The sequence below is a fragment of the Streptomyces sp. NPDC055287 genome, from assembly GCF_053646035.1.
Genome location: NZ_JBSHNE010000016.1, coordinates 18,111 through 43,047 on the forward strand (window position 1 = coordinate 18,111; position 24,937 = coordinate 43,047).

21 protein-coding genes and 3 pseudogenes are annotated in these 24,937 nt (G+C 69.6%); 9 read left to right on the forward strand and 15 right to left on the reverse strand.

What is annotated here, in order from left to right:
* Positions 1-367: 367 nt before the first annotated feature.
* The gene (locus tag ACWIHY_RS23925) at positions 368-1,813 is read right to left on the reverse strand and encodes a glyceraldehyde-3-phosphate dehydrogenase (RefSeq protein WP_454377708.1); all 1,446 of its coding nucleotides are present in this window, start codon (positions 1,811-1,813) and stop codon (positions 368-370) included.
* Between the two features lie 356 nt (positions 1,814-2,169).
* On the opposite strand from ACWIHY_RS23925, the gene ACWIHY_RS23930 reads away from it, so the two are divergent.
* A complete protein-coding gene (locus ACWIHY_RS23930; protein ID WP_454377709.1) occupies positions 2,170-3,699 on the forward strand; it encodes an APC family permease in 1,530 nt (509 codons plus the stop codon).
* A gap of 140 nt (positions 3,700-3,839) precedes the next feature.
* Positions 3,840-3,950: pseudogene (locus tag ACWIHY_RS23935) on the forward strand (MerR family DNA-binding transcriptional regulator); the annotation flags it as partial.
* 132 nt (positions 3,951-4,082) lie between these two features.
* On the opposite strand, the gene helR reads toward ACWIHY_RS23935, so the two are convergent.
* The 3 genes and pseudogenes from helR to ACWIHY_RS23950 all read right to left on the reverse strand — a co-directional run bounded on the left by helR (position 4,083) and on the right by ACWIHY_RS23950 (position 8,124).
* Positions 4,083-6,245 carry an RNA polymerase recycling motor ATPase HelR gene (gene helR, locus ACWIHY_RS23940; RefSeq protein WP_454377710.1) on the reverse strand — a complete coding sequence of 721 codons (2,163 nt, stop codon included), beginning with the start codon at positions 6,243-6,245 and terminating at the stop codon, positions 4,083-4,085.
* Between the two features lie 559 nt (positions 6,246-6,804).
* A pseudogene (locus ACWIHY_RS23945) lies at positions 6,805-7,226 on the reverse strand (serine hydrolase); the annotation flags it as partial.
* Positions 7,223-8,124: pseudogene (locus ACWIHY_RS23950) on the reverse strand (LysR family transcriptional regulator). The pseudogenes ACWIHY_RS23945 and ACWIHY_RS23950, both read right to left, overlap by 4 nt.
* 167 nt (positions 8,125-8,291) lie before the next feature.
* Between ACWIHY_RS23950 and bla the strand changes: the two are divergent.
* The 3 genes from bla (at position 8,292) to ACWIHY_RS23965 (ending at position 11,158) form a co-directional block, all read left to right on the forward strand.
* The gene (gene bla, locus ACWIHY_RS23955) at positions 8,292-9,251 is read left to right on the forward strand and encodes a class A beta-lactamase (RefSeq protein ID WP_454377711.1); all 960 of its coding nucleotides are present in this window, start codon (positions 8,292-8,294) and stop codon (positions 9,249-9,251) included.
* Between the two features lie 69 nt (positions 9,252-9,320).
* The gene (locus ACWIHY_RS23960; RefSeq protein ID WP_454377712.1) at positions 9,321-10,688 is read left to right on the forward strand and encodes an FAD-dependent oxidoreductase; all 1,368 of its coding nucleotides are present in this window, start codon (positions 9,321-9,323) and stop codon (positions 10,686-10,688) included.
* A 122-nt stretch (positions 10,689-10,810) separates the two neighbouring features.
* A complete protein-coding gene (locus ACWIHY_RS23965; RefSeq protein WP_454377713.1) occupies positions 10,811-11,158 on the forward strand; it encodes a VOC family protein in 348 nt (115 codons plus the stop codon).
* Positions 11,159-11,280: 122 nt separating this feature from the next.
* On the opposite strand, the gene ACWIHY_RS23970 is transcribed toward ACWIHY_RS23965, so the two are convergent.
* From ACWIHY_RS23970 to ACWIHY_RS23985, 4 genes are all read right to left on the reverse strand, one after another.
* Positions 11,281-11,682: an ATP-binding protein gene (locus tag ACWIHY_RS23970; RefSeq protein ID WP_454377714.1), complete on the reverse strand. Its 402-nt coding sequence runs from the start codon at positions 11,680-11,682 to the stop codon at positions 11,281-11,283.
* Positions 11,683-12,225: 543 nt separating this feature from the next.
* Positions 12,226-12,399, reverse strand: a complete 174-nt coding sequence (locus ACWIHY_RS23975; protein WP_454377715.1) for a hypothetical protein — start codon at positions 12,397-12,399, stop codon at positions 12,226-12,228.
* 583 nt (positions 12,400-12,982) lie between these two features.
* Positions 12,983-13,258, reverse strand: a complete 276-nt coding sequence (locus ACWIHY_RS23980) for a hypothetical protein (protein ID WP_454377716.1) — start codon at positions 13,256-13,258, stop codon at positions 12,983-12,985.
* Positions 13,259-13,433: 175 nt separating this feature from the next.
* Positions 13,434-14,657 carry a GDSL-type esterase/lipase family protein gene (locus ACWIHY_RS23985; RefSeq protein ID WP_454377717.1) on the reverse strand — a complete coding sequence of 408 codons (1,224 nt, stop codon included), beginning with the start codon at positions 14,655-14,657 and terminating at the stop codon, positions 13,434-13,436.
* A 224-nt stretch (positions 14,658-14,881) separates the two neighbouring features.
* Between ACWIHY_RS23985 and ACWIHY_RS23990 the strand changes: the two genes are divergently transcribed.
* The 4 genes from ACWIHY_RS23990 (at position 14,882) to ACWIHY_RS24005 (ending at position 17,700) form a co-directional block, all read left to right on the forward strand.
* Entirely contained in the window at positions 14,882-15,295 is a 414-nt protein-coding gene (locus ACWIHY_RS23990; protein WP_454377718.1) for a hypothetical protein, read from the forward strand.
* 687 nt (positions 15,296-15,982) lie between these two features.
* A complete protein-coding gene (locus ACWIHY_RS23995) occupies positions 15,983-16,444 on the forward strand; it encodes a hypothetical protein (protein WP_454377719.1) in 462 nt (153 codons plus the stop codon).
* A gap of 12 nt (positions 16,445-16,456) precedes the next feature.
* Complete coding sequence (locus tag ACWIHY_RS24000; protein WP_454377720.1) at positions 16,457-17,083, forward strand: TetR/AcrR family transcriptional regulator; 627 nt, start codon at positions 16,457-16,459, stop codon at positions 17,081-17,083.
* A gap of 17 nt (positions 17,084-17,100) precedes the next feature.
* Entirely contained in the window at positions 17,101-17,700 is a 600-nt protein-coding gene (locus tag ACWIHY_RS24005) for a DUF2867 domain-containing protein (RefSeq protein ID WP_454377721.1), read from the forward strand.
* Positions 17,701-17,881: 181 nt separating this feature from the next.
* On the opposite strand, the gene ACWIHY_RS24010 is transcribed toward ACWIHY_RS24005, so the two are convergent.
* The 7 genes from ACWIHY_RS24010 to ACWIHY_RS24040 form a co-directional block, all read right to left on the reverse strand.
* The gene (locus tag ACWIHY_RS24010) at positions 17,882-18,154 is read right to left on the reverse strand and encodes a hypothetical protein (RefSeq protein ID WP_454377722.1); all 273 of its coding nucleotides are present in this window, start codon (positions 18,152-18,154) and stop codon (positions 17,882-17,884) included.
* A gap of 346 nt (positions 18,155-18,500) precedes the next feature.
* Positions 18,501-20,408, reverse strand: a complete 1,908-nt coding sequence (locus ACWIHY_RS24015; protein ID WP_454377723.1) for a carbamoyltransferase family protein — start codon at positions 20,406-20,408, stop codon at positions 18,501-18,503.
* A 61-nt stretch (positions 20,409-20,469) separates the two neighbouring features.
* Positions 20,470-20,628, reverse strand: coding sequence for a hypothetical protein (locus ACWIHY_RS24020; RefSeq protein ID WP_454377724.1), 159 nt, complete (start codon positions 20,626-20,628; stop codon positions 20,470-20,472).
* Positions 20,629-20,638: 10 nt separating this feature from the next.
* Positions 20,639-21,556, reverse strand: coding sequence for an SGNH/GDSL hydrolase family protein (locus tag ACWIHY_RS24025; RefSeq protein ID WP_454377725.1), 918 nt, complete (start codon positions 21,554-21,556; stop codon positions 20,639-20,641).
* A 57-nt stretch (positions 21,557-21,613) separates the two neighbouring features.
* Positions 21,614-22,546: an NAD(P)/FAD-dependent oxidoreductase gene (locus ACWIHY_RS24030; RefSeq protein ID WP_454377726.1), complete on the reverse strand. Its 933-nt coding sequence runs from the start codon at positions 22,544-22,546 to the stop codon at positions 21,614-21,616.
* 4 nt (positions 22,547-22,550) lie between these two features.
* A complete protein-coding gene (locus ACWIHY_RS24035; protein WP_454377727.1) occupies positions 22,551-23,846 on the reverse strand; it encodes an MFS transporter in 1,296 nt (431 codons plus the stop codon).
* A gap of 53 nt (positions 23,847-23,899) precedes the next feature.
* Complete coding sequence (locus tag ACWIHY_RS24040; protein WP_454377728.1) at positions 23,900-24,787, reverse strand: phytanoyl-CoA dioxygenase family protein; 888 nt, start codon at positions 24,785-24,787, stop codon at positions 23,900-23,902.
* Between the last annotated feature and the right edge of the window lie 150 nt (positions 24,788-24,937).

A 24,937-nucleotide genomic window follows, 5' to 3' on the forward strand; every position in this document is an offset into this window, starting at 1 on the left:
CCTCCCGCACAAGGTTGAGCTGTCGGCAGGACCCGCGTGTTTATGGTGGTCGACATAGACACACCTCGAACGCCAACTGAATGGCCTGCCCTCGCAGGGATCAGTTGTGTCGGTGATCGGCAGCCTGCGCGGGTGGTGGTGGGGCATGAGCAGCCATGCCGTGAACGACCGATCAGCGGTCGCACTGGTTGCGACTGAGGGGGAGAGCTGACCGCAGTGGCGAGTGTGGGGGCGGTGGGCGGCAGTGGGAAGGCAACCGATACGGGATCGGTTGCCGCCCCCACTGCCGCCTCGCGGGACAATCCGGAGGATCAGACTGCAGAGATCAGACTGCAGAGATCAGACTGTCGACATCAGACGGCCGAGATCAGGCCACCGGGGCCGGGTAGGTCGGGTACTCCACCCCGGAGACGTGCTGGACGACGCGGATGACCTGGCAGGAGTAGCCGAACTCGTTGTCGTACCACAGGTAGAGGATCGCGTTGTCGCCGTCGACCTTGGTGGCGCCGGCGTCGACGATCGAGGCGTGGCGCGAGCCGATGAAGTCGCTGGAGACCGCGTCGGGGGCCGTGGTGAAGTCGATCTGGCGCTTGAGCGGCGAGGTCAGCGACACGTTGCGGAGGTAGTCGAGGACCTCCTCGCGGTTGGTCTCGCGGCCGAGCCGCAGGCTGAGGATCGCGATCGAGACGTCCGGAACCGGGACGCGGATCGAGCTGCCGCTGATCGGCGCCTTGAGTTCGGGCAGCGCCTTCGCGACGGCGGAGGCGGCACCGGTCTCGGTCATGACCATGTTGAGCGGCGCGGAGCGGCCGCGACGGTCGGCACTGTGGAAGTTGTCCAGCAGGTTCTGGTCGTTGGTGAACGAGTGGACGGTCTCCACGTGGCCGCGCAGGACGCCGTACTCGTCCGCCATCGCCTTCAGCGGCGGGACGATCGCGTTGGTGGTGCAGGACGCGCAGGACAGGATCTGCTCGTCCTGCTTGATCGTGTCGTGGTTGACGCCGTGCACGATGTTGGGGACGTCGCCCTTGCCCGGCGCGGTCAGGACGACCTTGTCGACCCCCGGGCGGAGGTGCTTCGACAGGCCCTCACGGTCGCGCCACTTGCCGGTGTTGTCGATCAGGATGGCGTTCTTGATGCCGTACGCCGTGTAGTCGACCTCGGACGGGTCGTTGGCGTAGATCACCTTGATCTCGTTGCCGTTGGCGATGATCGTGCTGCTCGCCTCGTCGACCGTGATCGTGCCCTGGAACTGGCCGTGGATGGAGTCGCGGCGCAGCAGCGAGGCGCGCTTGACGATGTCCTGGTCGCCGCCCTGGCGGACGACGATGGCGCGCAGCCGCAGGCCGTTGCCGGAGCCGGCCTTCTCGATGAGCAGGCGGGCGACGAGGCGGCCGATGCGGCCGAAGCCGTAGAGGACGACGTCGCGGCCCTCACGGCACTCGATCTTGTTGGCGCCCGTGGCGCCGGCGACGGCCTCGGCGGTGAACTCGGCGACGGAGAGACCGCGGTCGTCGGTCTTGTACGTCGCGGCGAGCATGCCGATGTCGATCTGGGAAGGGCCGAGATCGAGTGTGGTGAGAGCCTGCAGGAACGGCAGCGTCTCGTTGACCGTGAGTTCCTCACCGGCGATCTGCCGGGCGAACCGGTGAGTCTTGAGGATGCTGACCACCGACTTGTTCACCAAGGAGCGGCTGTGCAGCAGGACGGTGACGTCCCGCTCGCGGTGCAGCTTCCCGATGACGGGGATCATCGACTCCGCGATCTCCTCGCGGTTCTTCCAATTGGTGAACGAGTCGTCATTGACAGTCACAGGTTTTATCTTTCGAGCTAGGCGGCGCTCATATGCTAACCCGCCGCTACTTTGATCATGCAAAAGGGTGCCGCTGTGCGGTTTGCCAGGTGTCCCGCCCACATCCGGCGGCCCTTGCGGGCGTCTCCCGGAATGCCCTGTCGAGCACTTCTCGTCGGCCGAGGCGTGTGGGTCCCGCGCTGATGTGTCGCTTCGTCCGTCGGTACGGGTGTCTACGCAGAGTGACGGTGCAGGTGTGCCCGCTGAGGTCTCAGGGTCCGGCATGCGCGTGGCATGCGGGTGGGCCGAACGCCACTGAGCGACCGAAATTACGGGGCGTTCAGGACTCTTCATTCGAAATCAACCAAACTGAGCGGATGGAGCAAGGAGCCGCGCACGCCGAGGATGCCAACGACCTCAGGGCCAAGGGCCTCAGCCGGAACACCGTCGGCCTGCTCGGCAGCACGGTGATCGGGATCTCCACCGTCGCCCCCGCCTACAGCCTCACCGCCACCCTCGGACCGACCGTCAGCGAGGCCGGGCTGCGGATGCCCGGTATCTTCCTGGCCGGATTCGTACCGATGCTGCTGGTGGCCTTCGCCTACCGCGAACTCAACAAGGTGCTGCCCGACTGCGGCACCTCGTTCGCCTGGTCGGTCAAGGCCTTCGGCCCGAGCACCGGCTGGATGTGCGGCTGGGGCCTGCTGATGGCGTCCGTCGTGGTGCTCTCCAACCTGGCCGGGGTGGCAACGGAGTTCTTCTACCTCTTCCTGGGGGAGGTGACCGACAGCCCCGACGTCACCGCACTCAACGACGACAAGAGCGTCCACATCCTGACCACCCTGGTCTTCATCGCCGTCGCCACCTGGGTCAGTTACCGCGGCATCACCCTCACCGAGTGGCTGCAGTCCGTGCTGGTCGGGCTGCAGCTGGTCGTACTCGCCCTCTTCATCGTCATGGCGATCTCCACATCCGGCGAGGCCGAGGGATCGCTCGGCTTCTCCTGGGCCTGGCTGGACCCGTTCGGCGTCGAGTCCTTCCGTGCCTTCTCCGCCGGCGTCACCCTCTCGATCTTCGTCTACTGGGGCTGGGACGCCTGTCTGACGGTCAATGAGGAGAGCCTCGGCGAGAAGCGGACACCGGGCCGTGCCGCGCTGCTCTCCATCGTCGTGATTGTCTGTACGTACCTCCTCGTCGCCGTCGCCGCCCAGATGTACGCGGGCATCGGTAGTACGGGCACCGGCCTCGGCAACCCGGACACCGCGGACAACGTCTTCGCCGCACTCGCCTATCCGGTCATGGGCTCCGGCCTCGGGGTGCTGCTCTTCGTCGCGGTCCTGACCAGCGCCGCCGCCAGCCTGCAGACCACCTTCATCCCGGCGGCCCGCACGGTCCTTGCGATGAGCACCTACAAAGCCCTGCCCACGATGTTCGCCGCCGTACACCCGCGCTTCAGGACCCCGTCCCTCGCCACCGTCGCGGCAGCCCTCGTCGCAAGCTCGTTCTACACGCTGATGACACTGGTCAGCGAGGACGTCCTGCTGGACACCGTGTTCGCGCTCGGTCTCCTGATCAGCTTCTATTACGGGATCACCGCCTTCGCGTGCGTCTGGTTCTTCCGCCGCGAGCTGCCGCGTTCGCTCGGCAACCTGCTGATCAAGGGGCTCCTGCCGGGTCTCGGCGGCCTGATGCTCGCCGGAGTGTTCGTCCGGACGCTGAGGGACGCCTGGGAACCGTCCTACGGCAGCGGCAGCTCGGTCGCCGGAATCGGCAGCGTCTTCGTCATCGGCGTGGGCCTGCTGCTCCTGGGCGCCCTGATCATGCTGTTGATGCGGCGCCACAGCCCGGAGTTCTTCCGCGGCGAGGTACTGCACCACGCTACGCCGCCCCTTGCCTTGGACGACTGACCCGGCGGAGTCGTGGCCCACGGTCAGTACACCCGGCACGTCGACTCCGTCGGTCCACAACGGGACTGACGACCCGTCCACGCTCACCGGTACGGTGGGAACTCCCCCTGAGGGAGGATCAAGTCTTGTTCCCGGACGGCATGTGGAGCATCGGAGAGCTTGCCGAGCAGGCGGGTGCCACCGTCAAAACGGTTCGCTTCTACTCCGACCGCGGTCTGCCCGAGGCCACCCGCAGCAGCGGGGCTCCCAGACATGTCCCGACCCTCAGCCCTACCCCGTTTCCCCTTTTCTTTCCCCCTCCCGCGGACCGCGACGTCCAGGGCAGATTCCCTGGGCGGCGGCCCCGTGATCGGCGGGCGGCGATCACGGGGCCTCGGCGGACGTCAGGGGCTCGTGAGGATGACGAGTTGCTGGGTCGCTCGGGTCATCGCGACATAGCGGTCGACCGCTCCCTCGACACCCGTGCCGAACGTCTCCGGATCGATGAGGACGACCAGGTCGAACTCGAGTCCCTTCGAAAGCTCCGGGGTCAGCGACCGTACGCGGGACGTCGCCCGGAACGTGCCACCGTCGGTGTCACCGGTGCCGATGACGCAGGCGATCCCGGCGGCATGCTCGGCGAGCCAGGTGTCGAGGACCGAGTCCAGATCCGAGACGGATCCGTGGACGACGGGGACACCGCTGCTGCGGATGGAGGTCGGTACATTGGCGTCGGGGAGCACGGCCCGGATGACCGGCTCGGCTTCCGTCATGACCTCTTCCGGCGTGCGGTAGTTGACGCTCAGGGAGGCCAGGCCGATCCGGCCGAGCCCGACCCGCTCGAGCCGTTCCTGCCACGACTCGGTGAACCCGTGCCTGGCCTGGGCACGGTCCCCGACGATGGTGAAGCTCCGGGACGGGCACCGCAGCAGCAGCATCTGCCACTCCGCGTCCGTCAGCTCCTGAGCCTCGTCCACGACGATGTGCGCGAACGGGCCGGCGAGCAGGTCCCGGTCGGTGGTGGGCAGTGCGGAATCGTCGATCAGGCTGTCCTGAAGGTCCTTCCCGCGCAGCATCGTGACCGCGCCCTCACCGTCGTCGTCGGCGGCGAGCACGTTGTCGATGACACCGGCCATGCGCTCGCGTTCGGCGGCGACAGCAGCGTCGTGCCGGCGCTTGCGCAGCGACGCCTCCGGGTCGCCGAGCCGCTGCCGCGCCGCGTCCAGGAGCGGAAGGTCGGACACCGTCCAGGCCTGGGTGTCCGCGCGCTGCAGCTTGCGCACGTCGTCGCGGTCGAGCCAGGGCGCGCACATCCGCAGGTAGGCGGGTACCGACCACAGGTCCCCGACGAGGTCGGCCGCTTCGAGCAGCGGCCACGCGCCATCGAGGGTCCTGACCAGCTCTCTGTCCTGCATGAGCGACTTGCGGAACTGCTCGGGCGAGACGTCGCCGTCGAACTTGTCCATCAGGATCGTGAGCAGCTCCTCCCAGATCTGCTCGCGCGCCTCGTTGTGCGGAGTGCCTCGTCCTGCCGCCTCGAACGCCTCGGCCCAGTCGTCGGCGCTCAGCCAGATGTCGGCCCAGTCGGTTGTGACCGTCATGCCCTCGGCAGGCGGCTCCTCGTAGAACCTGACGGCCATCTCGATCGTCCGCACCATGTTCGCGGACGACTTGAGGCGGGCCACGTCCGGGTCGGTCTCGATCGCCGCGCCGGCTCCCTCGTCGACGAGGTCCCGCAGGGTGCAGGTCTGCACGCCCTCCTCCCCGAGGCTGGGGAGGACGTCTTCGACGTAGGCCAGGTAGGGCCGGTGAGGGCCGACGAACAGCACGCCGCCCCTACGGTGACCGAGGTTCGGGTGGGAGTAGAGGAGGTGGGCGGTGCGGTGCAGGGCGACGACGGTCTTGCCCGTACCCGGACCGCCGTCCACGACGAGGGCGCCACGGGCCCCCGCCCGGATGATGGCGTCCTGGTCGGCCTGGATGGTGGAGAGCACGTCCCGCATACGGGCCGACCGGTTGCTGCCCAGGCTGGCGATGAAGGCGGACTGGTCGTCGAGCGCGGCGTGCCGTTCGAGCCCGTCCGCGGTGAACACCTCGTCCCAGTAGTCGCTGATCCGGCCACCGGTCCAGCGATACCTGCGGCGGCTTGCCAGACCCATGGGGTTGGCGTGGGTCGCCGCGAAGAACGGCTCGGCCGCGGGGGAGCGCCAGTCGACCAGCAGCCGACGCCCCGCGCTGTCGGTGAGTCCCAGCCGTCCGATGTACACGGGCTCGGGGCTGTCCGCTTCGACCATGTGTCCCAGGCACAGGTCCAGGCCGAAGCGACGCAGGGCGCGCAGCCGACCGGTCAGCCGGTGGATCTCCGTGTCCCGCTCCAGCGCCTCCCGGCCGGCGCCGCCGGGCGCCTTGCGCAGGGCGTCGAGACGCTCGGACAGTTCGGCGATCGCCTGCTCGAGGCTCTCCGCGATGGCCGCGAAGTGCTGCTCGTCGCCGCCGATCAGCTCCGGGTCGGCCTTGGGGGCGAGGCGGTCGGGAAGGTCGAACGCGCTGGTGGTCAGAGAGTTCACGTCATCAGCTCCGCTCGTCCCGTTCACCGGCTCGACGCCCTCGCATGACCCATCACTCGACAAAAGCACACGCACTTAGTGAATCTCCCGTTTCCTCAGGTTCTGGGATCGCCGAGTGATTGTGCGGTACGACAGGGGTCTTGCCGCAAGCCCCCGGGTGCGCTATATGTTGAGAGTGGCAAGGGATGGGTACTCTCCTTTGCCTTTTCGCCCGCTGTGGACGGGCAAGCCCTTCGTGAGGCAACGACGCGCCGCGTACGGCGGTTTCGTTGGCCCAGACGGAGTTGCATGGGCCTGCGTGCAGCGCAGGAACGAGAAGTCCCCACCCTCTTCAGCAAGGCCGGTGGAGACCATCGCAAACGGTGCTGCGGCAGTTCCAGGCCGATCGGCCTGGACCTGCCTTGGGGCGTCCGGGACCAGCCCTTTGACGCGACCTAGGGACGCCAGAGCTGGCGAAGGTGGTCGCGCAGTGTGCGGGCGACCTGCGCCATGAGGGCGTCGGAGCAGGGCTGGGTACTGGCCGGAACGAGTGACTCGGCGAGTACGGCGACGGCGAAGGCCTGACCGTCGGAATGCTCGACGACCCGAGCTTCCGGAGGATGGCGGCGACCTGGGCGGGCGGAGTGAGGTCGAACAGCGCGTCGGCGGCAGTTCCGTCGCTCACACAGGTGCTCAGGTACAGCAGGTCGTCGATTGCGATCCGGACGGGGGGCGGAACCGGCACAGCCCGGTGGGGCCGGGCGTGGTGATCCGCCCCGGCTCCACGTCGAGCATCGTCGCTCCGTCGAGTTCGCCCCGTCGGATGCGATCTGCCGTGGCCAGCGCGAGTGGGTTCTTGACCAGGGAGGCGGCGGGCAGTTGGGTGTCCGGCTCGATGCCCAGCTCCTCACCTGTGTGCAGATCCCGTACGAGCAGGCAGCCGTGCAGGCCACCGTCGTGCAACTGCCGGCGCATGTCGCGTATCAGTGCCTCGGCGCTCAAGCCGCCGTCCCTTCCGCCGTGCCCGCCTGGAGGCCCGCCCCGAGGCAGTGGGCGATGGCGTCGCCCAGGCGCACTTCGAGGTGCTGGGCGTTTCCGTCCGTGGCGGTGGCGAGGGCGAACCCACGGCTGAGCGCGATCTCACCGATGGGCCGCCAGTTCAGGGCGAGTTCTGCGGCCTGCGCGGGGGAGCACAGCAGCAGGTCGCCGGTGCAGAGTACTTCTGCCGCCGCGTTCGTCAGGTCGGCCGCGGCCACGAGCTGCGCGGGTCGCAGGCCGACGGCGTCACGCAGCCGCGTCAGTGGGTCGCGGATGTGCGGCACGTCATCTTCCGGTTGGATCCAGACACGGCGGGCCGGACCGGAGGAAGCCCGCCCCACCCGCAGCGTTTCGAGGAAGACGCGCTGCACACCGGGATCCCGCGCACCGCAAGCCCGAGCGGCACGGACCACGTCGCCTCGTCCGCTGGGACCGCCAACAAGGCCGCACGTACCTGCTGCGCGTGGATGAGCTCCATGCGCTGCGTCGGCTCCGCGACGCGCAGGTCGAGCGTGACGCCGTGCCTCCGGGCCTCGGCGACGAGGCGGGCGAGACCGACCGCGGAACAGACAGCGGGCACCGCGAGCCGCCACGGTATGCGCTTGGCGGCTTCCGCCTCGTGCAGCAGCACCTCGGCCGACTGCACGAGCTGTCCTGCGGCCGGCAGCATGTCCCGGCCGAAGGGGGTAAGGACGGCCCGCCGCGACGTGCGCTCGAACAACTGCTCACCGAAGTGTTGCTCCAAGGCGGGGACGCGACGGTCGGTTACCGACTGGGACATCCGGGCAGCGGCCGCTCCGACGGTGAAACTGCCGTGTTCGCCGACACTGACAAACGCGCGACACGCTCCCACCAGATCCACAGCCGAACCCTATGCCAGTGCGGCATGGAACAGCGCACAAGCGCATTGGACCGCATGACACTCGAAGGCAAGGGTGGTCCCGGCACTCATCACCACGCATCGGGGCGGGCCGCGGCTCCCTCCCATGCCCTACGCGCCCCGCGTTCGGGACGCCCGGAGGTTGGACCATGCAGCACACCCGTGCCCGACACGCCCTCGTCGGTGCGCTTGCCACGCTCGCCCTCGTTCCGCTCGCGGCCTGCGGCGAAGGCGGTTCCCCGGCTTCCTCGTCGCCCCCGACGTCCCGGGCCTCCTCCTCACCGTCTCCCTCCAGCGCGTCGGCGACCCCGGGTACGGCCGCGCAGCCTTACGCCCGCGAGTTCAAGGAGCTTGAGCGCAGGTTCGACGCGCGGCTGGGCGTCTACGCCGTCGACACCGGCACCGGGCGCGAGGTGTCCTACAACGATGGAGAGCGGTTCGCCTACGCCTCCACGTTCAAGGCGCTGGCCGCCGGTGCCGTGCTGCGAAAGTACTCACTGGGCGGGATGGACCGGGTCATCGAATACTCCAAGGACGATCTGATCGTCAACTCTCCCGTGACCGAGAAGCATGTCGAGAACGGGATGAGCCTGCGCGCACTCTGTGACGCCGCCGTCCGCTACAGCGACAACACCGCGGCCAACCTGCTCCTCGATCAACTGGGCGGCCCCGAGGGCCTGGACTCCGTACTCGAGGACCTGGGCGACGACGTAACCCGGATGGAGCGCCGCGAGCCCGAGCTGAGCCGATGGGCCCCGGGTACGACGCGGGACACCACCACGCCGCGGGCACTCGCCTATGACTTGCGCGCGTTCGTTCTCGGAGACGTGCTGGGCAAGGGCGAGCGCGCGGAGCTCACGAAGTGGCTGCGGACCAACACCACCGGGGCCGAACTCATCAGGGCCGGGGTGCCCAAGGGCTGGACGGTCGGCGACAAGACCGGAACAGGAAGCGGGTACGGCGCCCGGAACGACATCGCCGTGATCTGGCGGCCGGACACCGCCCCCATCGTCGTGGCGATCATGTCGAACCGTGGCAAGGAAAACGCTGACCACGACAACAAACTGATCGCGGAAGCGGCGTCCGTCGTGGCCGGCACGCTGTCGTAGCGCGAAGCAAGCACCTGTCGAGCAGCGGTGGGAAAATGGGGGGGTGACGCCTGCCTCGCAGGAGGCCGTATGAACACGCGACAGCCACGCCGAGTGGCGGAATCGGCGGTCGTGGTCGGCGCGAGCATGGCAGGACTGTGTGCTGCCCGCGTGCTCTCGGAGCGATTTCGGCACGTTGTCGTGATCGACCGCGACGTGATGCCCGACGATGCCCGGTGGCGTGCACACGTTCCGCAGGGCAGGCAGCCCCACCTGTTGCTCTACGCCGGGGCCCGGCTACTGGAAGGCTGGTTTCCAGGGATCATCGACGAGCTGTACGCCGGTGGTGCGACCGAAGTGGACGTGGTCCGCGATTTCTACTGGCACCAGGGTGGCGGTCCGCTGGTGGGACCGACGACCGAGCTGCGGGGTCCGGTGATGTCGCGGCCGTTCCTGGAGGCGGCTGTCCGCCGGCGCGTGGCGGAGCTGCCCGGAGTCACGCTGAAGGACGGCACCGCAGCCCAGGGCGTGGTCGCCGATGACGAGGGCGGTCGGGTCACCGGTGTACGGCTGTCCGACGGTTCCATGCTCGCCTGCGATCTGCTGGTCGACGCCACGGGGCGCCAGGCCAGGAGCCTCGGGTGGCTGAAAGAGCTGGGATACGGGGAACCGCCGACGTCCGTGGTGACCGTGGACACTCACTACGCCAGCCGCTCCTACCGGCGCGGCGAGCTGCCGGTACGGGACTGGAAGGCGGCCATGGTGATCGGCGACCCGGAGACGAGGCGCCTGGCGGTGGCGCTTCCTTGGGAGGGCGAGCGGTGGATCGTGGCTCTGGTCGGCATCAACGGTGAGGTACCGCCGACCGACGAGGCGGACCGAGTGGCGTTCGCGCGATCCCTGGACTCGCCGGTCATCGCCGACCTCATGACGGCGTCGCGGCCGCTGGACGCCCCGGTGGGCTACCGGTTCCCCTCGAACCAGCGCCGCCACCTGGAACGGCTCCGCCGATACCCCCTGGGATGGGCGATGATCGGTGATGCGGTGTGCAGCTTCGACCCGATTTACGGGCAGGGCATGAGCACAGCGGCTCAACAGGCAGCGGCTCTGGGTAGCTGCCTGGACCGGGCCGGGGCGGTCGACCGGGCATTCACCCGCCACTACTTCCGGGCTGCCGCCCGGACCGTAGCCATCGCCTGGTCCATCGCGGTCGGCGGCGACTTCGCGTACAAGGGCACGACCGGGAAGAAGCCGCCGGGCACCGATCTCATGGACCGCTACATGGCACGGGTCAATCTCGCGGCCCAGCACGACTCCGCGGTGTGCATCCGCTTCAGTGAGGTCGCCGGCCTGATCCGCCGCCCCGAATGGCTCCTCACCCCCGCGTTCGTACTGCGCGTGCTGTGCTTCGCCCGACGAGGCCCCGCACGCGAGTTGCACTCGCACGTGCCCGCCTGACACCGGGAACAACGGCCGTTCTAGCGCCTGTTGCGACGGTCGGCGCGGCGGAGGGTGTGCCCTGTTGCCCAGGGGCAGGATCGGGCACACACATCACTGTCGTCTGTCATCAGGAGTCGCCGATGTCCGTCTGCCGGATCGTCCCCAACATCCCGACGGAAGCCATGGAGGAGAGCGCGGCGTTCTACAGCCTGCTGGGCCTGGAGGAGGTCATGAACCACGGCTGGATCATGACGCTCGCCTCTCCCTCTCATCCGGCCGCGCAAGCCAGCTTCATGACCAGCGACAGGACCGCACCTGTCATTCCGGACATGAGCGTCGAGGTGGACGACGTGGACGCTGCCTGTACGGCCATGCGGGAGAGCGGCGCGGAGATCGTGCATCCCTTGCAGGACGAGGAGTGGGGCGTCAGACGGTTCTTCGTCCGCGACCCGAATGGACGCGTCGTCAACGTGCTGAGCCATCGATGACCGGGCCGTCCCCCTCGCGACGCCCCAGCCACCCGTGCATCGCATACCGCTCCCGGGTGAACCGCGCGTTCCTTCCCGGGCAGGACCGGCTCGTACGCCGACCCCCCGCCGCGATCGGGCTCTCACCAGGGGAGGAAGGCATGCACGGTCTTGCCGAGAGTCTCCGGGACGGTGATGGTCTCGTCCGCGAGTGCGTTGATGAGGTGCCATCCCAGGCCGCCTCGGCCGTTGAGGTCGGTGGGGCGCGGACTCGGTGGTGTGGGGTTCGTGTCGCTCAGGGCGACGTGCAAGGTTCCGCTCATCATGGCCTGCAAGGTCAGGGTGAAAGGGCCGGGGGCGAAGGTGAACGCGTTCGAGGCCAGTTCGGTGACGACCAGGAGTACGTCGTCGTGGGCTTCCGGTGTCGTGGGGGGATGGATGCGAGTCAGGCCGTAAAGAAATTCCGAGGCCGAGTCGCGGGCGTCGGTCACGTCGCTCAGAGCACCTCGGAAGTGCCAGTGCTGTTCGACGCTGATGGCGGTCACCAGGCCGTTTCCGCTTGATCGCGGTCAGCAGCCACATCTTGCTCCTTCGTTCCGTCCAACCTGGAGCCTTACCGGCTTCCCGATCGTTAGTCGCTCATGCCCAGCTCTCGCATCTGCACGTATGCCTCGGCGGTCGCACCGGAAGTAATCGTGCTCGGGCGTGCCGGTTCTCGACGGGGCCGGTGAAGGCGGCGTGCAGGTGAGGTTCCAGGGTGGCTTGCGGCTGGAGACGGCCGAGGCCCGGGCCGCGCGTTGGGTGCTGACGCCCCCCCGCGTGCCGTTCGGGCACGGGCCACAGGTTCGGTGTGCGCGGAGGGTGGGGATCTGGTTGCTTTCAGTCGCCGATCGACCACAGGTGGCCGGCCACCGGAGATCATCCGGGCAGTCATCGCCGCCGACATGCGGCCGACGGTGTGCAGCCGGGCAGTGCCCGGCGTGCGCACCGTCGTCCGCGGGGTCCGCTCCTGCCTTTGCGCCGTGGCTTCGCTCGCGGCTCGCGCCCTGGCGGGGTACGGTCCGCGGGGTGTGGTCAGCGGGGCATGGTCAGCGCCTGAAGGTGCCCTTCGACTTCTCCTTGGTGGCCCGGGCCTTGCCCCGGGTCTCCAGTGCGGCACCCTTGGCGGCGGTGGTCTCGTTGCCCATCGCGTGGGCTGCCTTCCTCACGGCCTTCCCGACAACCTGTTCCGCCTTGGCCTTGGCCTTCTCTCCGGCACTCATGTCGGTCCTTTCCTAGGTACTCACTCATCCGCCTGCCCGCCACCTCGGGGTGGAAACCGTTGCCGCCATGCAGCTCAGGGCTGCGAGGGGGGCACCGCCGGCGCTGCCGTGCGGCAGGCCGAGCGGGAGACGGCCCCGAGCCGTAGGTCCGACCGCTCGGCGCGGGTTCCGGACGATCATGCGGTCTGACATATTTCGCCGCGGCTGGGCGTGGCCGGCCCACTCAAGCCGAACGACAGATACGACGGCATCAAGATCGCTTTGACCGTGGTCGCCGGCGCCGGCGGCGTTGTGGCCCTGGTGGTGGCCTACCGCCGCCAGCACCTCAGCGAAGCAGCCGAGACCCGAGAACAGAGCAAGGTCCTGGCGGAGCGGTTCGGCGCTGCGGCTGACCAACTCGGCTCGGATCAGGCCGCGGTACGCATGGCCGGTGCGTACGCCATGGCAAGGCTCGCCGACGACTGGGCGCAGGAGCGGCAGACCTGCATCGACGTACTGTGCGGCTACCTGAGGATGCCGCGCTCGGCTGACCACCGGAAGACGAGCAGGCACTGGCGGCTTGGCGGCGCGAGCGCGGGGTCCGTCAGACCGTCCTCCGGCTCATCGGCACCCACCTGCGGGACGACTCCGTGGAATCGTGGCGGGGTACGACCTGGTCCTCACCGGCGCTGTGCTGGACGAGACCGGCTTCCGCGGCGCGCGCTTCACCGGTGGCAGCATCCTCTTCGTCAAGACAGTGTTCGTAGGCCACGGCCGGGATCAAGTCGTCTTCGACAAGGTGGACTTCGCCGACGACCAGGCTGGCGCCCCAGCCCTGGAATCTCTCGTGCTGATAGGAGGGGTCGGGCCGGACCGTCACGGAAGCGGGACGGCGCTGCGTCGAGGGCGTACTGCGGCAGATGCGTCACGACGCGACGGAGCACGGCACCACGCTCGTCCCCACGCAACTCGTGGTGCGCGAGAGCACGGCGCTGCCGCCTGCACGCTAAGGCGTGTCCCTTCGGTCGGACGGCTCTTGTCACCGCCGCCGCGCTTCAGGCCCGCGCGGCGGCGAAGGGGCCGCCGCATCCGAAGGCCAGGGCGGCGAAGCGTTCACCGATGCGTCGGTGGGTGGCGGCGTCCGGGTGGAGCTGGTCGGGCAGCGGCAGTTCGGCGAAGTCCGCCTCGCCGTAGAGGTCGCGGCCGTCCAGGTAGTGCAGGTTCGGGTCGTCGGCTGCGCGCCGTTGCACGAGGCGGGCGAGCTCGTCCCGGATGACGTTGAGGGTCAGCTTCCCGCCGGCGCGTTCCGCGGGGTCACCCGCGGCCCGGAACTGGAGCCTTCCCGCGCCGAGGTTGCTGAAGTCCGGGGCGGTGGGGCCGGGAGTGTCCTCGTGGATGGGGCACAGGACGGGGGAGACGACCAGGAGCGGCGCGATGGGGTGTCCCTCGCGGATGGTGTCGAGGAAGCCGTGCACCGCGGGACCGAAGGCGCGCAGGCGCATCAGGTCGGTGTTGACGAGGTTGATGCCGATCTTGACGCTGATCAGGTCCGCGGGGGTGTCGCGCAGGGCGCGGGCGGTGAACGGGTCGAGCAGGGCGCTGCCGCCCAGGCCCAGATTGGTCAGTTCTACGCCGCCGAGGGAGCCGGCCAGCGCGGGCCAGGTGGTGCTGGGGCTTGCGGCGTCGGTGCCGTGACTGATCGAACTGCCGTGATGCAGCCACTTCTTGCGGCCCTCGTCCGGCAGGGGATCGGCGGGGGCGTCGGTGCGCAGGGCGACCAGCTGGGTGATCTCGTTGTACGGCAGCCAGATCTCGACGTCCTTGACGCCGTCCGGGAGGCCGGAGAACCGGACGGTGCCGACCGGTCCGGGCCGGGTTTCGGCGGACCCGGTGGCCATGTCCACCATGAGGACGTTGCCGCCGGTCACACTGGCCTGCCCGGCCAGCCGGCCGTCGACGAGCAGGTCGTACACGCCGTCGGGGCGGGGTGGGGCGCCCTGGTAGGCGTTCTTGGTTCGGAGCGCGTCCAGCTCGATGGCGGTGGCCCGCGTGCGGAACACCAGCCGCACGCCGGAGGGCTGGGCCTGCGCCATGAGCAGCTGCCCGTCGGCGCACTGCGCACGAGCCCGGGCGGGCAGTCGGTGCGGCAGCACTCCGTGCTCGGTGCGCTCCAGATGCAGGGCGCCGCGCAGGAGGTTCGCGGTGATGGGCGTGGTGGTCCAGTTTGCCGCCGGGGCCGGCGTGGGGGCGTCGGGGTCGTCGTCGAGCGGGTCGTTCATGGTCGCATTGTGCCGGTTGGATAGATGGCACGCCCACTGATTTTCGCCCATGCTCGACGGCTGACGGCTGACGGCTGACGACGAGCGATGGCCGGTGCGAGCACTGGGGCGGCGTCCGGTGGACACTCCGGCGTGTTCGCCGCAGGTCGGCCGGTGCCGCGGCGCACAGTGAAGTCGGGGCCCGCCTCTCGCGGGCCCCGACACCGCGACGAAAGGAGACGCCGGTGACTGTGGTCAGTGGCGGTACGACGGGTGAGGAGCTTGCCGAAAGCTTGTTGCAAGGGGTGGTGAACGAGCCGATGCGGGCGGCGACGAAGCTGCTGGGTGCTCACAGCGACGGCTACTGGCTGCGGCGTCTGGCCGACGACGAGGAGCTCGCGGCCGCGGTCGATCACCCGCTGGTCGATTTCTCCGGCCGGTATCCCACGGTCGACTGGGACGGAGTGGGGCAGCTCCTGAAGACTCCGGGGTGGTCGCGCGGTGCGTCCAGGAGCCGGACGGCCGTCCTGGAGTTCGCCGCGTCCCTGGTGAGCCGGTGCCCGGTGCAGCTCGGGCGAGTGACCCACGCGGTGGACGACGCGGAGTTCCAGCTGCTGCTCGGGGCGATGGAAGAGGCCTCGTACGGCGACCCGCGCTGAGCCGCGCCTGGTTGCGGCACCCCCCTTCGCCTCACTGCCGGCCTTTGTCGATGTCGACAGTCACTGTGCGGCCGCTCGGCGACGGGCATGTGGGCGTTCTTCGCCCTGGCCAGAAGCCGTGCAGACCGCCCCTGACGGACAGGGCCGCCCGGCGCAGGACGACGAACTTTCCCAGGCGCCATGCGCGTGCAGCGGGCCGGTGCGTTCTGCTGTGTCGCGCCCTGGTGCCGGTCCAGCCGAAGGCCGCACGCCTGGCCGTGGACCTGACGAATGTTGCTGTCCGTCGAGTCGGCGAGAGCAACTGTCACAGCAGTCACGGATGTGTGCATGATGTCGCCTCCATGGGGCACCAGCACCAACGATCCCCCCGGCGCAGACGGAACCCCCACCGTCTGAGCGCGAAGTGGCCCCGCGAACCCACCCCCCCAGGGTTCGCGGGGCCACCTGCATGTGAAAGGCGTGACGGGACCTCAAGGAAGGTGCTCGGGCCGCACAGGGGCGAGACCGCTGAGGCCCACACCGGCGTGTGGAGCCGGTCCGGTCGCCAGATCGTATCCATCGCCTCGGCGGCAAAGCCGAACGCGCTCCGGCTGTTCACCCCTGACGCCGCTACCACTCCCACAGTTACATACATGCGTGCATGTATGTATGATGCGAAGAAGTCAACTCCTGGGGGAGGAAAGCGAGATGGGGAACCAGCTGGCGCAACAGGTACGTCAGGTCGAAGTGACCGACCCGATCGCCGCGGATCAGCACTACGACTACGCCGATGCCTTCGAACTTCGTCTCTCCGAACCGGACCCGCACTCGCCCGAAACCTGGGTCCTGGCCGGGTTGGACGCCACACCGAAGTGGGTGGACCGGGTCGCGGGGCTGCTGGGGGTCAGCAGTGCGCCTGCGGAGTCGGCGGACCAGGCAGGTGGATTTCGCATCGTCGAGTCCAGCGCCGAGGTCGTCCGTCTCGAGACGTCCCTGCCGCTGATGCGCGTCGTCCTTGTGGGGCGCCGGATCGAGCCGGCCCGGAGAATGTTCACCAGTGTCCTCCACTACCGGCGGCCGGTGCTTGCCCGACTTGTCTGGGCGGTCGTCGGCATCGGTCATCGGCGCGCGGCACGGCAGTTGATCACGAGCAAGATTTCGGCCGACTGAGCGGAGCGAGGCATGCGCGACAAGACACAAGAGCGGTTGACCCAGGCCGATCGCAGCCTGCGCACCCGCACCGTGCTGCTCGAGTCGGCCGCACGCAATCTGTCCCGCTACGGCTACGGCAACCTCGTCCTCGAGCAGGTGGCCAAGGACGCCGGGTACACACGCGGCGCGCTCTATCACCAGTTCAAGGACAAGCAGGCCCTCACCCTGGCCGTGATCGAGTGGGTCATGGAGACGTGGGACCAGGAAGTGGGCCGACTCGTCGAGCAGGAGTCGGACCCGGTCGCGGCGCTGCTCACTCTCGCCCGCGGTCACGTCGTCTTCTGCCGACGTGACATCGCTCGGGTGGCGATCGCGCTCCGGCTGGAATTCTCCGGTCAAGATCATCCGGTCGGGCGCGAGATCGAGCAGGGTTATCGCGAGCTCGTCGAGCACTGCTTCGGCCTCATCGAAACCGCACGCGAGGCCGGATCGATCCCCGAGGGCCCGCCGGCCTCGGCCGTCGCACTCGCCTTCGTCGGCGCGATCGAGGGTACGTCGATCGCCCTGGCCGGCCAGATCCCACACGACGAGTCACTCGTGGCCGGCGCTGCCGCCGGCGTACTCGGACTCGATCCCCTTGCCGTCAGACGCCATTGACCACGGAGGGCCATGACATGAAGCTCCCGGACATGAAGCTCCCGTCCACCGCACACACCTCCCGGCCCTGGCGCATCCACGAAATCACGTCCGACTTCCGACTCGAGGACGTGTGGGCGCTGTCGACGCCCGGCGGGCCGGACGACTTTCCGCGGCTGGTGCGACAGTTCGTCTCGGGCGACACGTCCGACAACCCTTCCGTCGTCGCCCGTACGCTCTTCGCGATCCGTTGGAAGCTAGGGAAACTCCTCGGCTGGGACGACCCCGACTCCGGCCTCGGCTCCCGGGTGCCGACACTGCGCGACCGGTTGCCGACAGACCTCCGTGACGCGCCACCCGGACCCGAGTTCCGGGGAGTCCCGTTCACCTCTCTTTACCTGACGGACGACGAGTGGGCGGCGGAGGCGGCCAACCGAACCGTGCACGCGGTGATGCACATGGGCTGGGTCCAGGACGAGACCGGCGGCTACCGCGGTCAGCTGGCCGTGCTGGTGAAGCCCAATGGTCTGATCGGGAAGACGTACATGACCGCGATCGGGCCTCTGCGGCACCGGGTGGTGTTCCCCTCGATGCTGCGCGGGATCGCGCGGGAGTGGCAGGCCGGCCCGGCTCAGTAGACGAGACGTGCTCAGCGAGTTGAGCGCCGTACGAGCGGCAGGCACTAGTCATCGGAGCGCTGAGCCCTCGCGCCACGAGGACCGCACCGGTCAAGGCAACGGTCCTCCCAGGAGCACGACGAGGACCAACCGCCGGCCAACCGTCGGCCGGTACGACGACCCACCTGGGAGAGGTCGAGTCTCAGTGGGTCGTAGGTGTGCTCCACCCGATCCGGCGCCCGGGGCCCCGGTGCTCACGTGAGGAACCGTGGGCATCGGTGAACAGGTGGACGTACTGCAGGGTGTTCGGCAGGAGTCCTGCCACCAGCACGTACACGCTGCTCACCAGTGCATACGCAGTGCCCAGGAGACGGCGGCGGTTGATGCGCACCCGCAGCTTCGGCCGATCGAGCGGCTTCGTGGACACCAACTGTGCACCGTCCGTACGGGGCAGCGCGGCGTCGCGCGTCGGCACGGCCTTACGGAGAGCCGCCGCGAACGCGTGAACGGCGGGCGCGCTGCGACATGTCACGAGCTGCGCAACGGCGCCGACGACTTCTAAAGCTGTCGCACTCGGGCACTGCCCCGACCGCGCACCACGTCAGGCCCCGGCCCCCGTCGGGGCCTGACCCTTTCCCCGCCCCGGATCGCCTCCCCGGAGCCTCTGTTGGTTGTCGGGGGGTGGTTCACGGTGGTCCCAGTACGTGGGGGAGGAGGTGTGCCAGGAGCGTCGCAGAGGGTCGCGGATCAACCGTACACACAGGCCGATGGGAGTGAGTACGAGGAAGTAGAGGGCGGCGAGCGCCGGTCGGCGCAGGGGGTCAGTCCATCGGGATCGCCTCACGCCAGTCGTCCCCCTCCTCCCGCCACGCGGGCTGGGCCTCCTTCTCCAGGAGGAAGTCGCCGAGCACCAGCAGGTCGATCCCGGTGCGCATGAAGCACGTGTACGCCTCCTCCGGCGTGTTGACGATCGGTTCGCCCCGTACGTTGAACGACGTGTTGACCAGCACCGGGCAGCCGGTCAGGTCCCGGAACGCGGTGAGGAGCCGGCGGAACGGCGGGTTGTCGTGCGGGCCCACCGTCTGCACGCGGGACGACCGGTCGACGTGCGTGACCGCCGGGATCGTGGACCGCCGGACCCGCAGGAGGTCGAGCCCCGTCAGGCCGTGGCCGGAACCAGAACCGGAAGTGGTATCAGTACCGGAAACGGCATCAGAACCTGAACCGGCGCCCGCGCCGTCGTCGTCACAGCACTGCTCCGCCGCCACCTGGGCGGTCAGCAGCATGTACGGGCTCTCCTGGTGGAGGTCGAACCACCGCCCGGCGTCCTCACTGAGCACCGCCGGAGCGAACGGGCGGAAGGACTCACGGAACTTGATCTTCAGGTTCAGCGTGGACTGCGTGTGCGGATCACGCGGGTCGGCGAGGATCGAGCGCGCCCCCAGCGCCCGCGGTCCGAACTCCATGCGGCCCTGGAACCAGCCGACGATCCGCCCGCCGGCGAGGTCCGCCGCCACCCGCCGGGCCAGCCGGTCCCCGGACAGGCGGGCATACGGGATGCCCCGACGTTCCAGGAACGCCGCGATCTCCTCGGCGGCGTAGGCAGGCCCGAGCAGCGCCCCCGACATGGCGTCGGTGCGCCGGCCGACATGGGCGCGAGGAGCACCACGCCGGTGGGACTCGGCGAGGGCCGCCCCCAGGGCGCCTCCCGCGTCACCGGCCGCAGGCTGGACCCACACCTCGTCGCAGAGGCCTTCCGCCACGATCCTGCCGTTGGCCACGCAGTTGAGGGCCACCCCGCCGGCCAGGCACAGGCGCCGTTCCCCGGTGCGCTCGCGCACGGTCCCGGCGAGCCGCAACATCACCTCCTCGGTGACCTGCTGGACGGAAGCCGCGAGGTCGAACTCGCGCTCCGTGAGCGGGCCCTCCGGCTCCCGGCGCGGCCCGCCGAACAGCTCCTCGAAGCCGCGCCCGACCATCACCCGGCCGTACAGATAACTGAAGTGGCGCAGATCCAGGCGGAAGGATCCGTCCGGCTTGACGTCGATGAGCCGTTCGCGGATGAGCCGGGCGTAGCGAGGGGTCCCGTACGGTGCGAGGCCCATGAGTTTGTACTCGCCGGAGTCGACCTTGAAGCCGCAGAAGTACGTGAACGCCGAGTACAGCAGGCCGAGAGAGTGCGGGAAGCGCAGCTCGCCCAGGGCAGTCAGCCGCGTACCCCGGCCGTGCCACATGCTGGTCGTCGCCCACTCGCCGACGCCGTCGACGCACAGTACGGCCGCCGACTCGTACGGACTGGGGTAGAAGGCGGAAGCCGCGTGCGAGGAGTGGTGCCGCCCGGTGACGACGGGTGGCAGGGTGCCGCAGTCGCCCGCCTGCGCCCTCAGGTTGCGCCGTACCTCCTCCGTGGCGTTCCGCTTCCAGCCCAGCCACTGCGGGAAGGCGTCGCGGAACGCCGGGAAGCCGCGGGGCGCGGCCGCCAGCCAGGTGGCGAGGACCCGCCGGAACTTGAGGGGGGAGTCCTCGTAGAAGGCGACGGCGGCGACGTCGCCCAGCTTCGCCCCGGCGGCCTTGAGGCAGTAGTCGACGGCCTGGACCGGGAAGCGGGGATCGTGACGGCGGCGGCTGAAGCGTTCCTCCTGGGCCGCCGCCAGGGGGACGCCGTCCGCCACGACGGCTGCCGCGCTGTCGTGGTAGTACGCCGAGACGCCCAGGATCAGTTCCGGCATCGGTGCCCTCCGTTTCCGTTCCTCGTACACCTCGGTCCGGTGCCGCAGGCCGCGGTTCCGGTCAGAAGAGCGGGTAGATGGAGGCGTCGTCCTCGGACTGGGGCCGAAGCCCCCCGGACCGACGGTCCTGGCGGGGCGTACGGGACGGCGGCTCGGGCGGCCGGGCCGCGGTGGGCGGCCGGCGCCGCAGCCTGTCCAGGAGTCGCCGGATCACGGGCATGGGTGGCTCCTCAGGTGAGGTCGAGGTGCTCGGCGAGCAGCCGGGCGACGGCGTCGTAGCCCAGGTCGGTGCAGTGGACCCGGTCGATGAACAGCCACTCGTCTGGCGTGGTGGCCTCCGCCAGCGCGGCGTTCATGTCCAGGAAGGGCACGTCCAGCCCGGCGCATCCTTCGCCGATCACCTCGGCATACTTCCGGCCCACCTCCATGGTGGAGATGTCGTTGTGCAGCCGACGGAAGTTGGAGACGTCGTCCAGCTCGTCGAAGAGCAGCTTCTCCTCCGGAGTGGGCTCCTCCCGCACCCAGGGGGCGAGTGGCTGGACTACGAACGTCAGCCGTGCGCCCAGGGCAGTGGAGAGCAGTTTCCACGTACTCAGGTGCCGCACGGTGAGACCGGCCGCCCGGTCGATCCGCTCCCGCGGCGTGGGTACGGTGTCGGGGGCGGCGCCGCACTCGAAGAACGCGCCGTGGCGGCCCTGCCGCTCCGCCGGGAGCCTGCTCAGCACGAGATTGTTGACGCCGGAGAACAGCACGATGTCCGCCACTTCGGGCAGGTGCTGCTGGAACAGGGTGAGGAGCATCAGCTCCTGCGCGGAGTTGTGGCTCTGGCCCGAGAAGTTGAGCCAGGGCAGCCGGGGCGCGTGACGCGTCCACAGCCGCGAGGGCACGGTGGCGGCGTCACCGGAGGCCCCGACGCCGAACGTCGCCGAGCTGCCGGCGAGCAGCCGTACCGGGCCGGGCGGCCGTTCGCCCGAGACAGTGGCCACGGCGTCCCCCGGGCCCCGGGTGACGCGGAAGCCGTTTTCGTCGGTGCTGTAGACCGGCGTGTTCTCGTTGCCGTACTGGAAGTAGCCCACGTACGGCTGGTCCTCCAGGACGAAGGTGTAGTGCTCCATCTGCGGCGCGAGTTGTGCTCGGGGTGATTGCACGGCGGCGGGTCTCCCGTCCCTGGGTGCCGGTCGGTGGACGCGGGGAGTGCGGGGGAATTACGGCGACGGAGCGGGCGGCGGGGCCGGCAGGGAGCCGGGGCGGTCCTCCCGTACGAGATCCGCGTTGATGGCCATGGCGGCAAGACCCCCGCTGGCCGCGGCCATCGCGGCCTGCTGCATGTTCTTGCCGAGGTCCCCCGCCACGTACAGCCGGGGCAGTTGGGTGCGCCCGCGCTCGTCGGTCTGCACGGACTCCAGGTCGTCGCTCCGCAGCCAGGGACGAAGGGGCGCCACGCGCGGTTCGGTGTCCATGTGGAGGAACAGCGCGCCGAAGGTCAGCGACCGGCCGTCCTCCAGTTCCACGGCCACCCCCTCCGGGTGCGGCGAGACCCCCGCGATCTTGTCGGCGACCGTAGGGATGCCCGCCGCTGTCAGCCGTTCACGCTCGTCCTCGGGGAGTTCCCGCCGGTCGGAAAGGTAGGTGAGGGAGTCGGACCAGACGGTCAGGGTGGCCGCCAGGCACTCGCTGGGGACGACGCCGCCGTACACGCCGAACGTCTTGCCGCGTACCTCCCAGGCGTGGCAGTAGGGGCACTCGAACACCGACTTGCCCCACAGGGCCTCCAGTCCCGGTACGGGAGGCAGCTCGGAGCGTACGCCGGCCGCGTAGAGCAGGGTGCGGCTGCGGAACGTGCCGGACTCCTTGGTCGTGGTCACCACGTGATCACCGTCGGGCTCCACCGACACCACTTCGTCGTCCCGGAACGTCACGTCGTAAGCGCCGAGTTCGGCCCGGGCCCGGGCGCGGAAGTCGGCGACGTCCACCCCGTCGTTGGTGAGGACATTGTGCATGACGCCCGCCGCCATGTTGCGCGCGTCACCGGAGTCGACGAGCAGCACGCGGCGGCGTGAACGGCCCAGGTACAGAGCCGCGTTCAGGCCGGCGGGCCCGCCTCCGACGATCACGGTGTCGTAGGGCTCAGCGGTCAAGGGTTCACTCCTTCATCGAGGGATCGGAGTTGTGCGGTGCCCGTGGCGCGCCCTTCACGGGCGGGCCGTCGTGACCGTCCCTGCCCAGCGGCGCGAGCAGCAGCAGCGCACCGGCGGCCAGGGCGCAACCGCAGATGACGAAGACGGTCGGTACGGACAGGGCCTCGGCCAGCAGTCCGCCGAGAGTCGCGCCGACGGGCATGGCGCCCCAGGCGCACAGCCGGGACACGCTCATCACGCGGCCCTGGAACTCCTCGGGCGTCAGCCGCTGCCGCAGGGACATGACCGGGATGTTCCAGCCCATCATGAACACGCCGTTGCACAGCAGCGCGACTGCGGCCTGCGCCGGGGTGCGGGCCAGGCCCAGAGCGGCGTACGCGAGCCCCGAGGCGACCAGGCACCAGCGGGCCAGCCGGACCGGGGGCAGTCGCTCGGCCAGTTTCGGGGCGAGCCAGCTGCCGCCCACCGCGCCCAGGGAACCGGCCGCCAGCAGCAGCCCGTAACCGGTGGCGTCCAGCGCGAGTGTCCGGTGGCTGAGCAGGACGAGCATGGAGAAGGTGGCGGAGAAGACGAGCCCGTACAGTGCGCTGGCCGCCAGCGTCAGCCGGAGCGTCCGGTGGCCGAGGACGAAGCGCAACCCGGCCCGGATCCCGGTGAGGACGGGTTCCGCGCGTGCGCCGGGCGCTGGCTCGGACCGTTCCCGTTTCGCCGTCACCAGGCCCAGCAGCAGGACGGCGGCCATGGCGTACAGCACCCCGCCGGTGGCCAGCGCCGCCGTCGCGGCGACGCCGACCAGCAGGCCGGCGACCGGCGGCCCCGCCATCTCGTTGAACACGATCTGCGCGGCGGACAGCCGGCCATTGGCCCGCTCCAGTTCCCGCGAGCCGACGATGCGCGGAAGCATCGCGGGCGCAGCCGTGTCGACCAGGGTCTCGGCGATGCCCAGGACGAACGCGAGCGCGTACAGGACGGCGAGTGGGCGGTCCCCGGCGAGCACCGCCATCGCGCCCAGCAGCACGGCGCCGCGCAGCAGGTTGCTCCACAGCACGATGCGCCGGCGGTCCAGACGGTCCACCAGCACCCCCGCGGGGAGGGCGAACAACAGCCAGGGCAGCATGTTGACCGCCGTCAGCCCGGCGACCGCCGCCGGCTCCGGATGGCTGCCCACCACCAGGAGGGGCAGCAGTGTGCGGGTGACGCCGTCGCCCGCGTTGGACGCGGCCGTGGACGCCCACAGCCACCGGAACGGCCGCCCGAGACCCGGCCGGGCGGCGGACGTCTCAGGGGTGGCGCTAACCAAGTCCTCTCCCCGCATGCCGACGGGCCCCGGGCGGCACGACCCGGTGGCGCGGCTCACTCATGCCAGCCCCGCAGACCCAGCAGCCGTTCACCGAGCGGGGTCAGCTCGGCCGGTCCGTACATGGTGTGCTCCTCCTTGCGCAGTCCGCCCTCCGGGGGGTGCGGCGGCACACGGTCGCGCCAGAACCGGACCCGCGCCTCCCGCAGCGTCTCGTTCTCCTCCCAGGCCGGGGCCATGGAGATGTACTGGGCCATCCGCACCGCGTCGCGGGAGACGTTCGGGTGCACTCCGTGCGGCAGGAGACTGTTGAAGATGATCAGGTCGCCCGGGTGCACCCGGGGGGTGGTGATGCTGTAGCCGGTGATGTCCGGGGTGTAGGGGTCACGGTCCTCCGGCTGCCCCTTCACCCAGGCGTCCCACTCGGTGAAGATCTCCGGCACGCACTGGAAGCCGCCGATGTCCTCGTTGCCCTCGGTCAGGGTGAGCACGGCCTGGCAGCTCACCGGGAGGGGATCGACCGAGGTGTCCACGTCCCAGTGGACGAAACCGCCGAAGGCGCGGGAGCCGTGGTTGGGCGGGTTGACGTTGGCGAAGTCGATGGTCACCCACAGGTCCGTACGGTCCCAGATGTCGACGAAGGCGTCGTAGACCCGCTGGGTCTGCCGGTTGTCCCACTGCGCCTGGTGGTTGTACATCTCGACGAGGCCGCTGTGCCCGGGCAGCCGCTCGTTGCCGGTGTGGGCCGACGACCATGTGGACGGGTCGTCCGGCCGCATGTCCTGGAAAGCCCACAGCGCCTCGGTGAGCCGGGTGACGTTGTCCTCCGGCACCGCTTCCCGGACCACCACGTAGCCCTCGGTGGTCCATTGGTCCCAGTCCTGCGGGGACAGCACCCGCAGGTTCAGCGATTTGCGTATGTCCCTCAGCTGGACTGTGTTCACGGACGCACCTCCGACGGGTGAAGCGCCCCCACATGGTCGAATACGGCGGAGGGGTTCACCAGCACGCTTTCGGACAACTCCCCGCAGGGCCATGACGGATGACGGTTCGGGCAACGACTGGGGCAACGGGTCGGGCGACTGCTCGGGCGA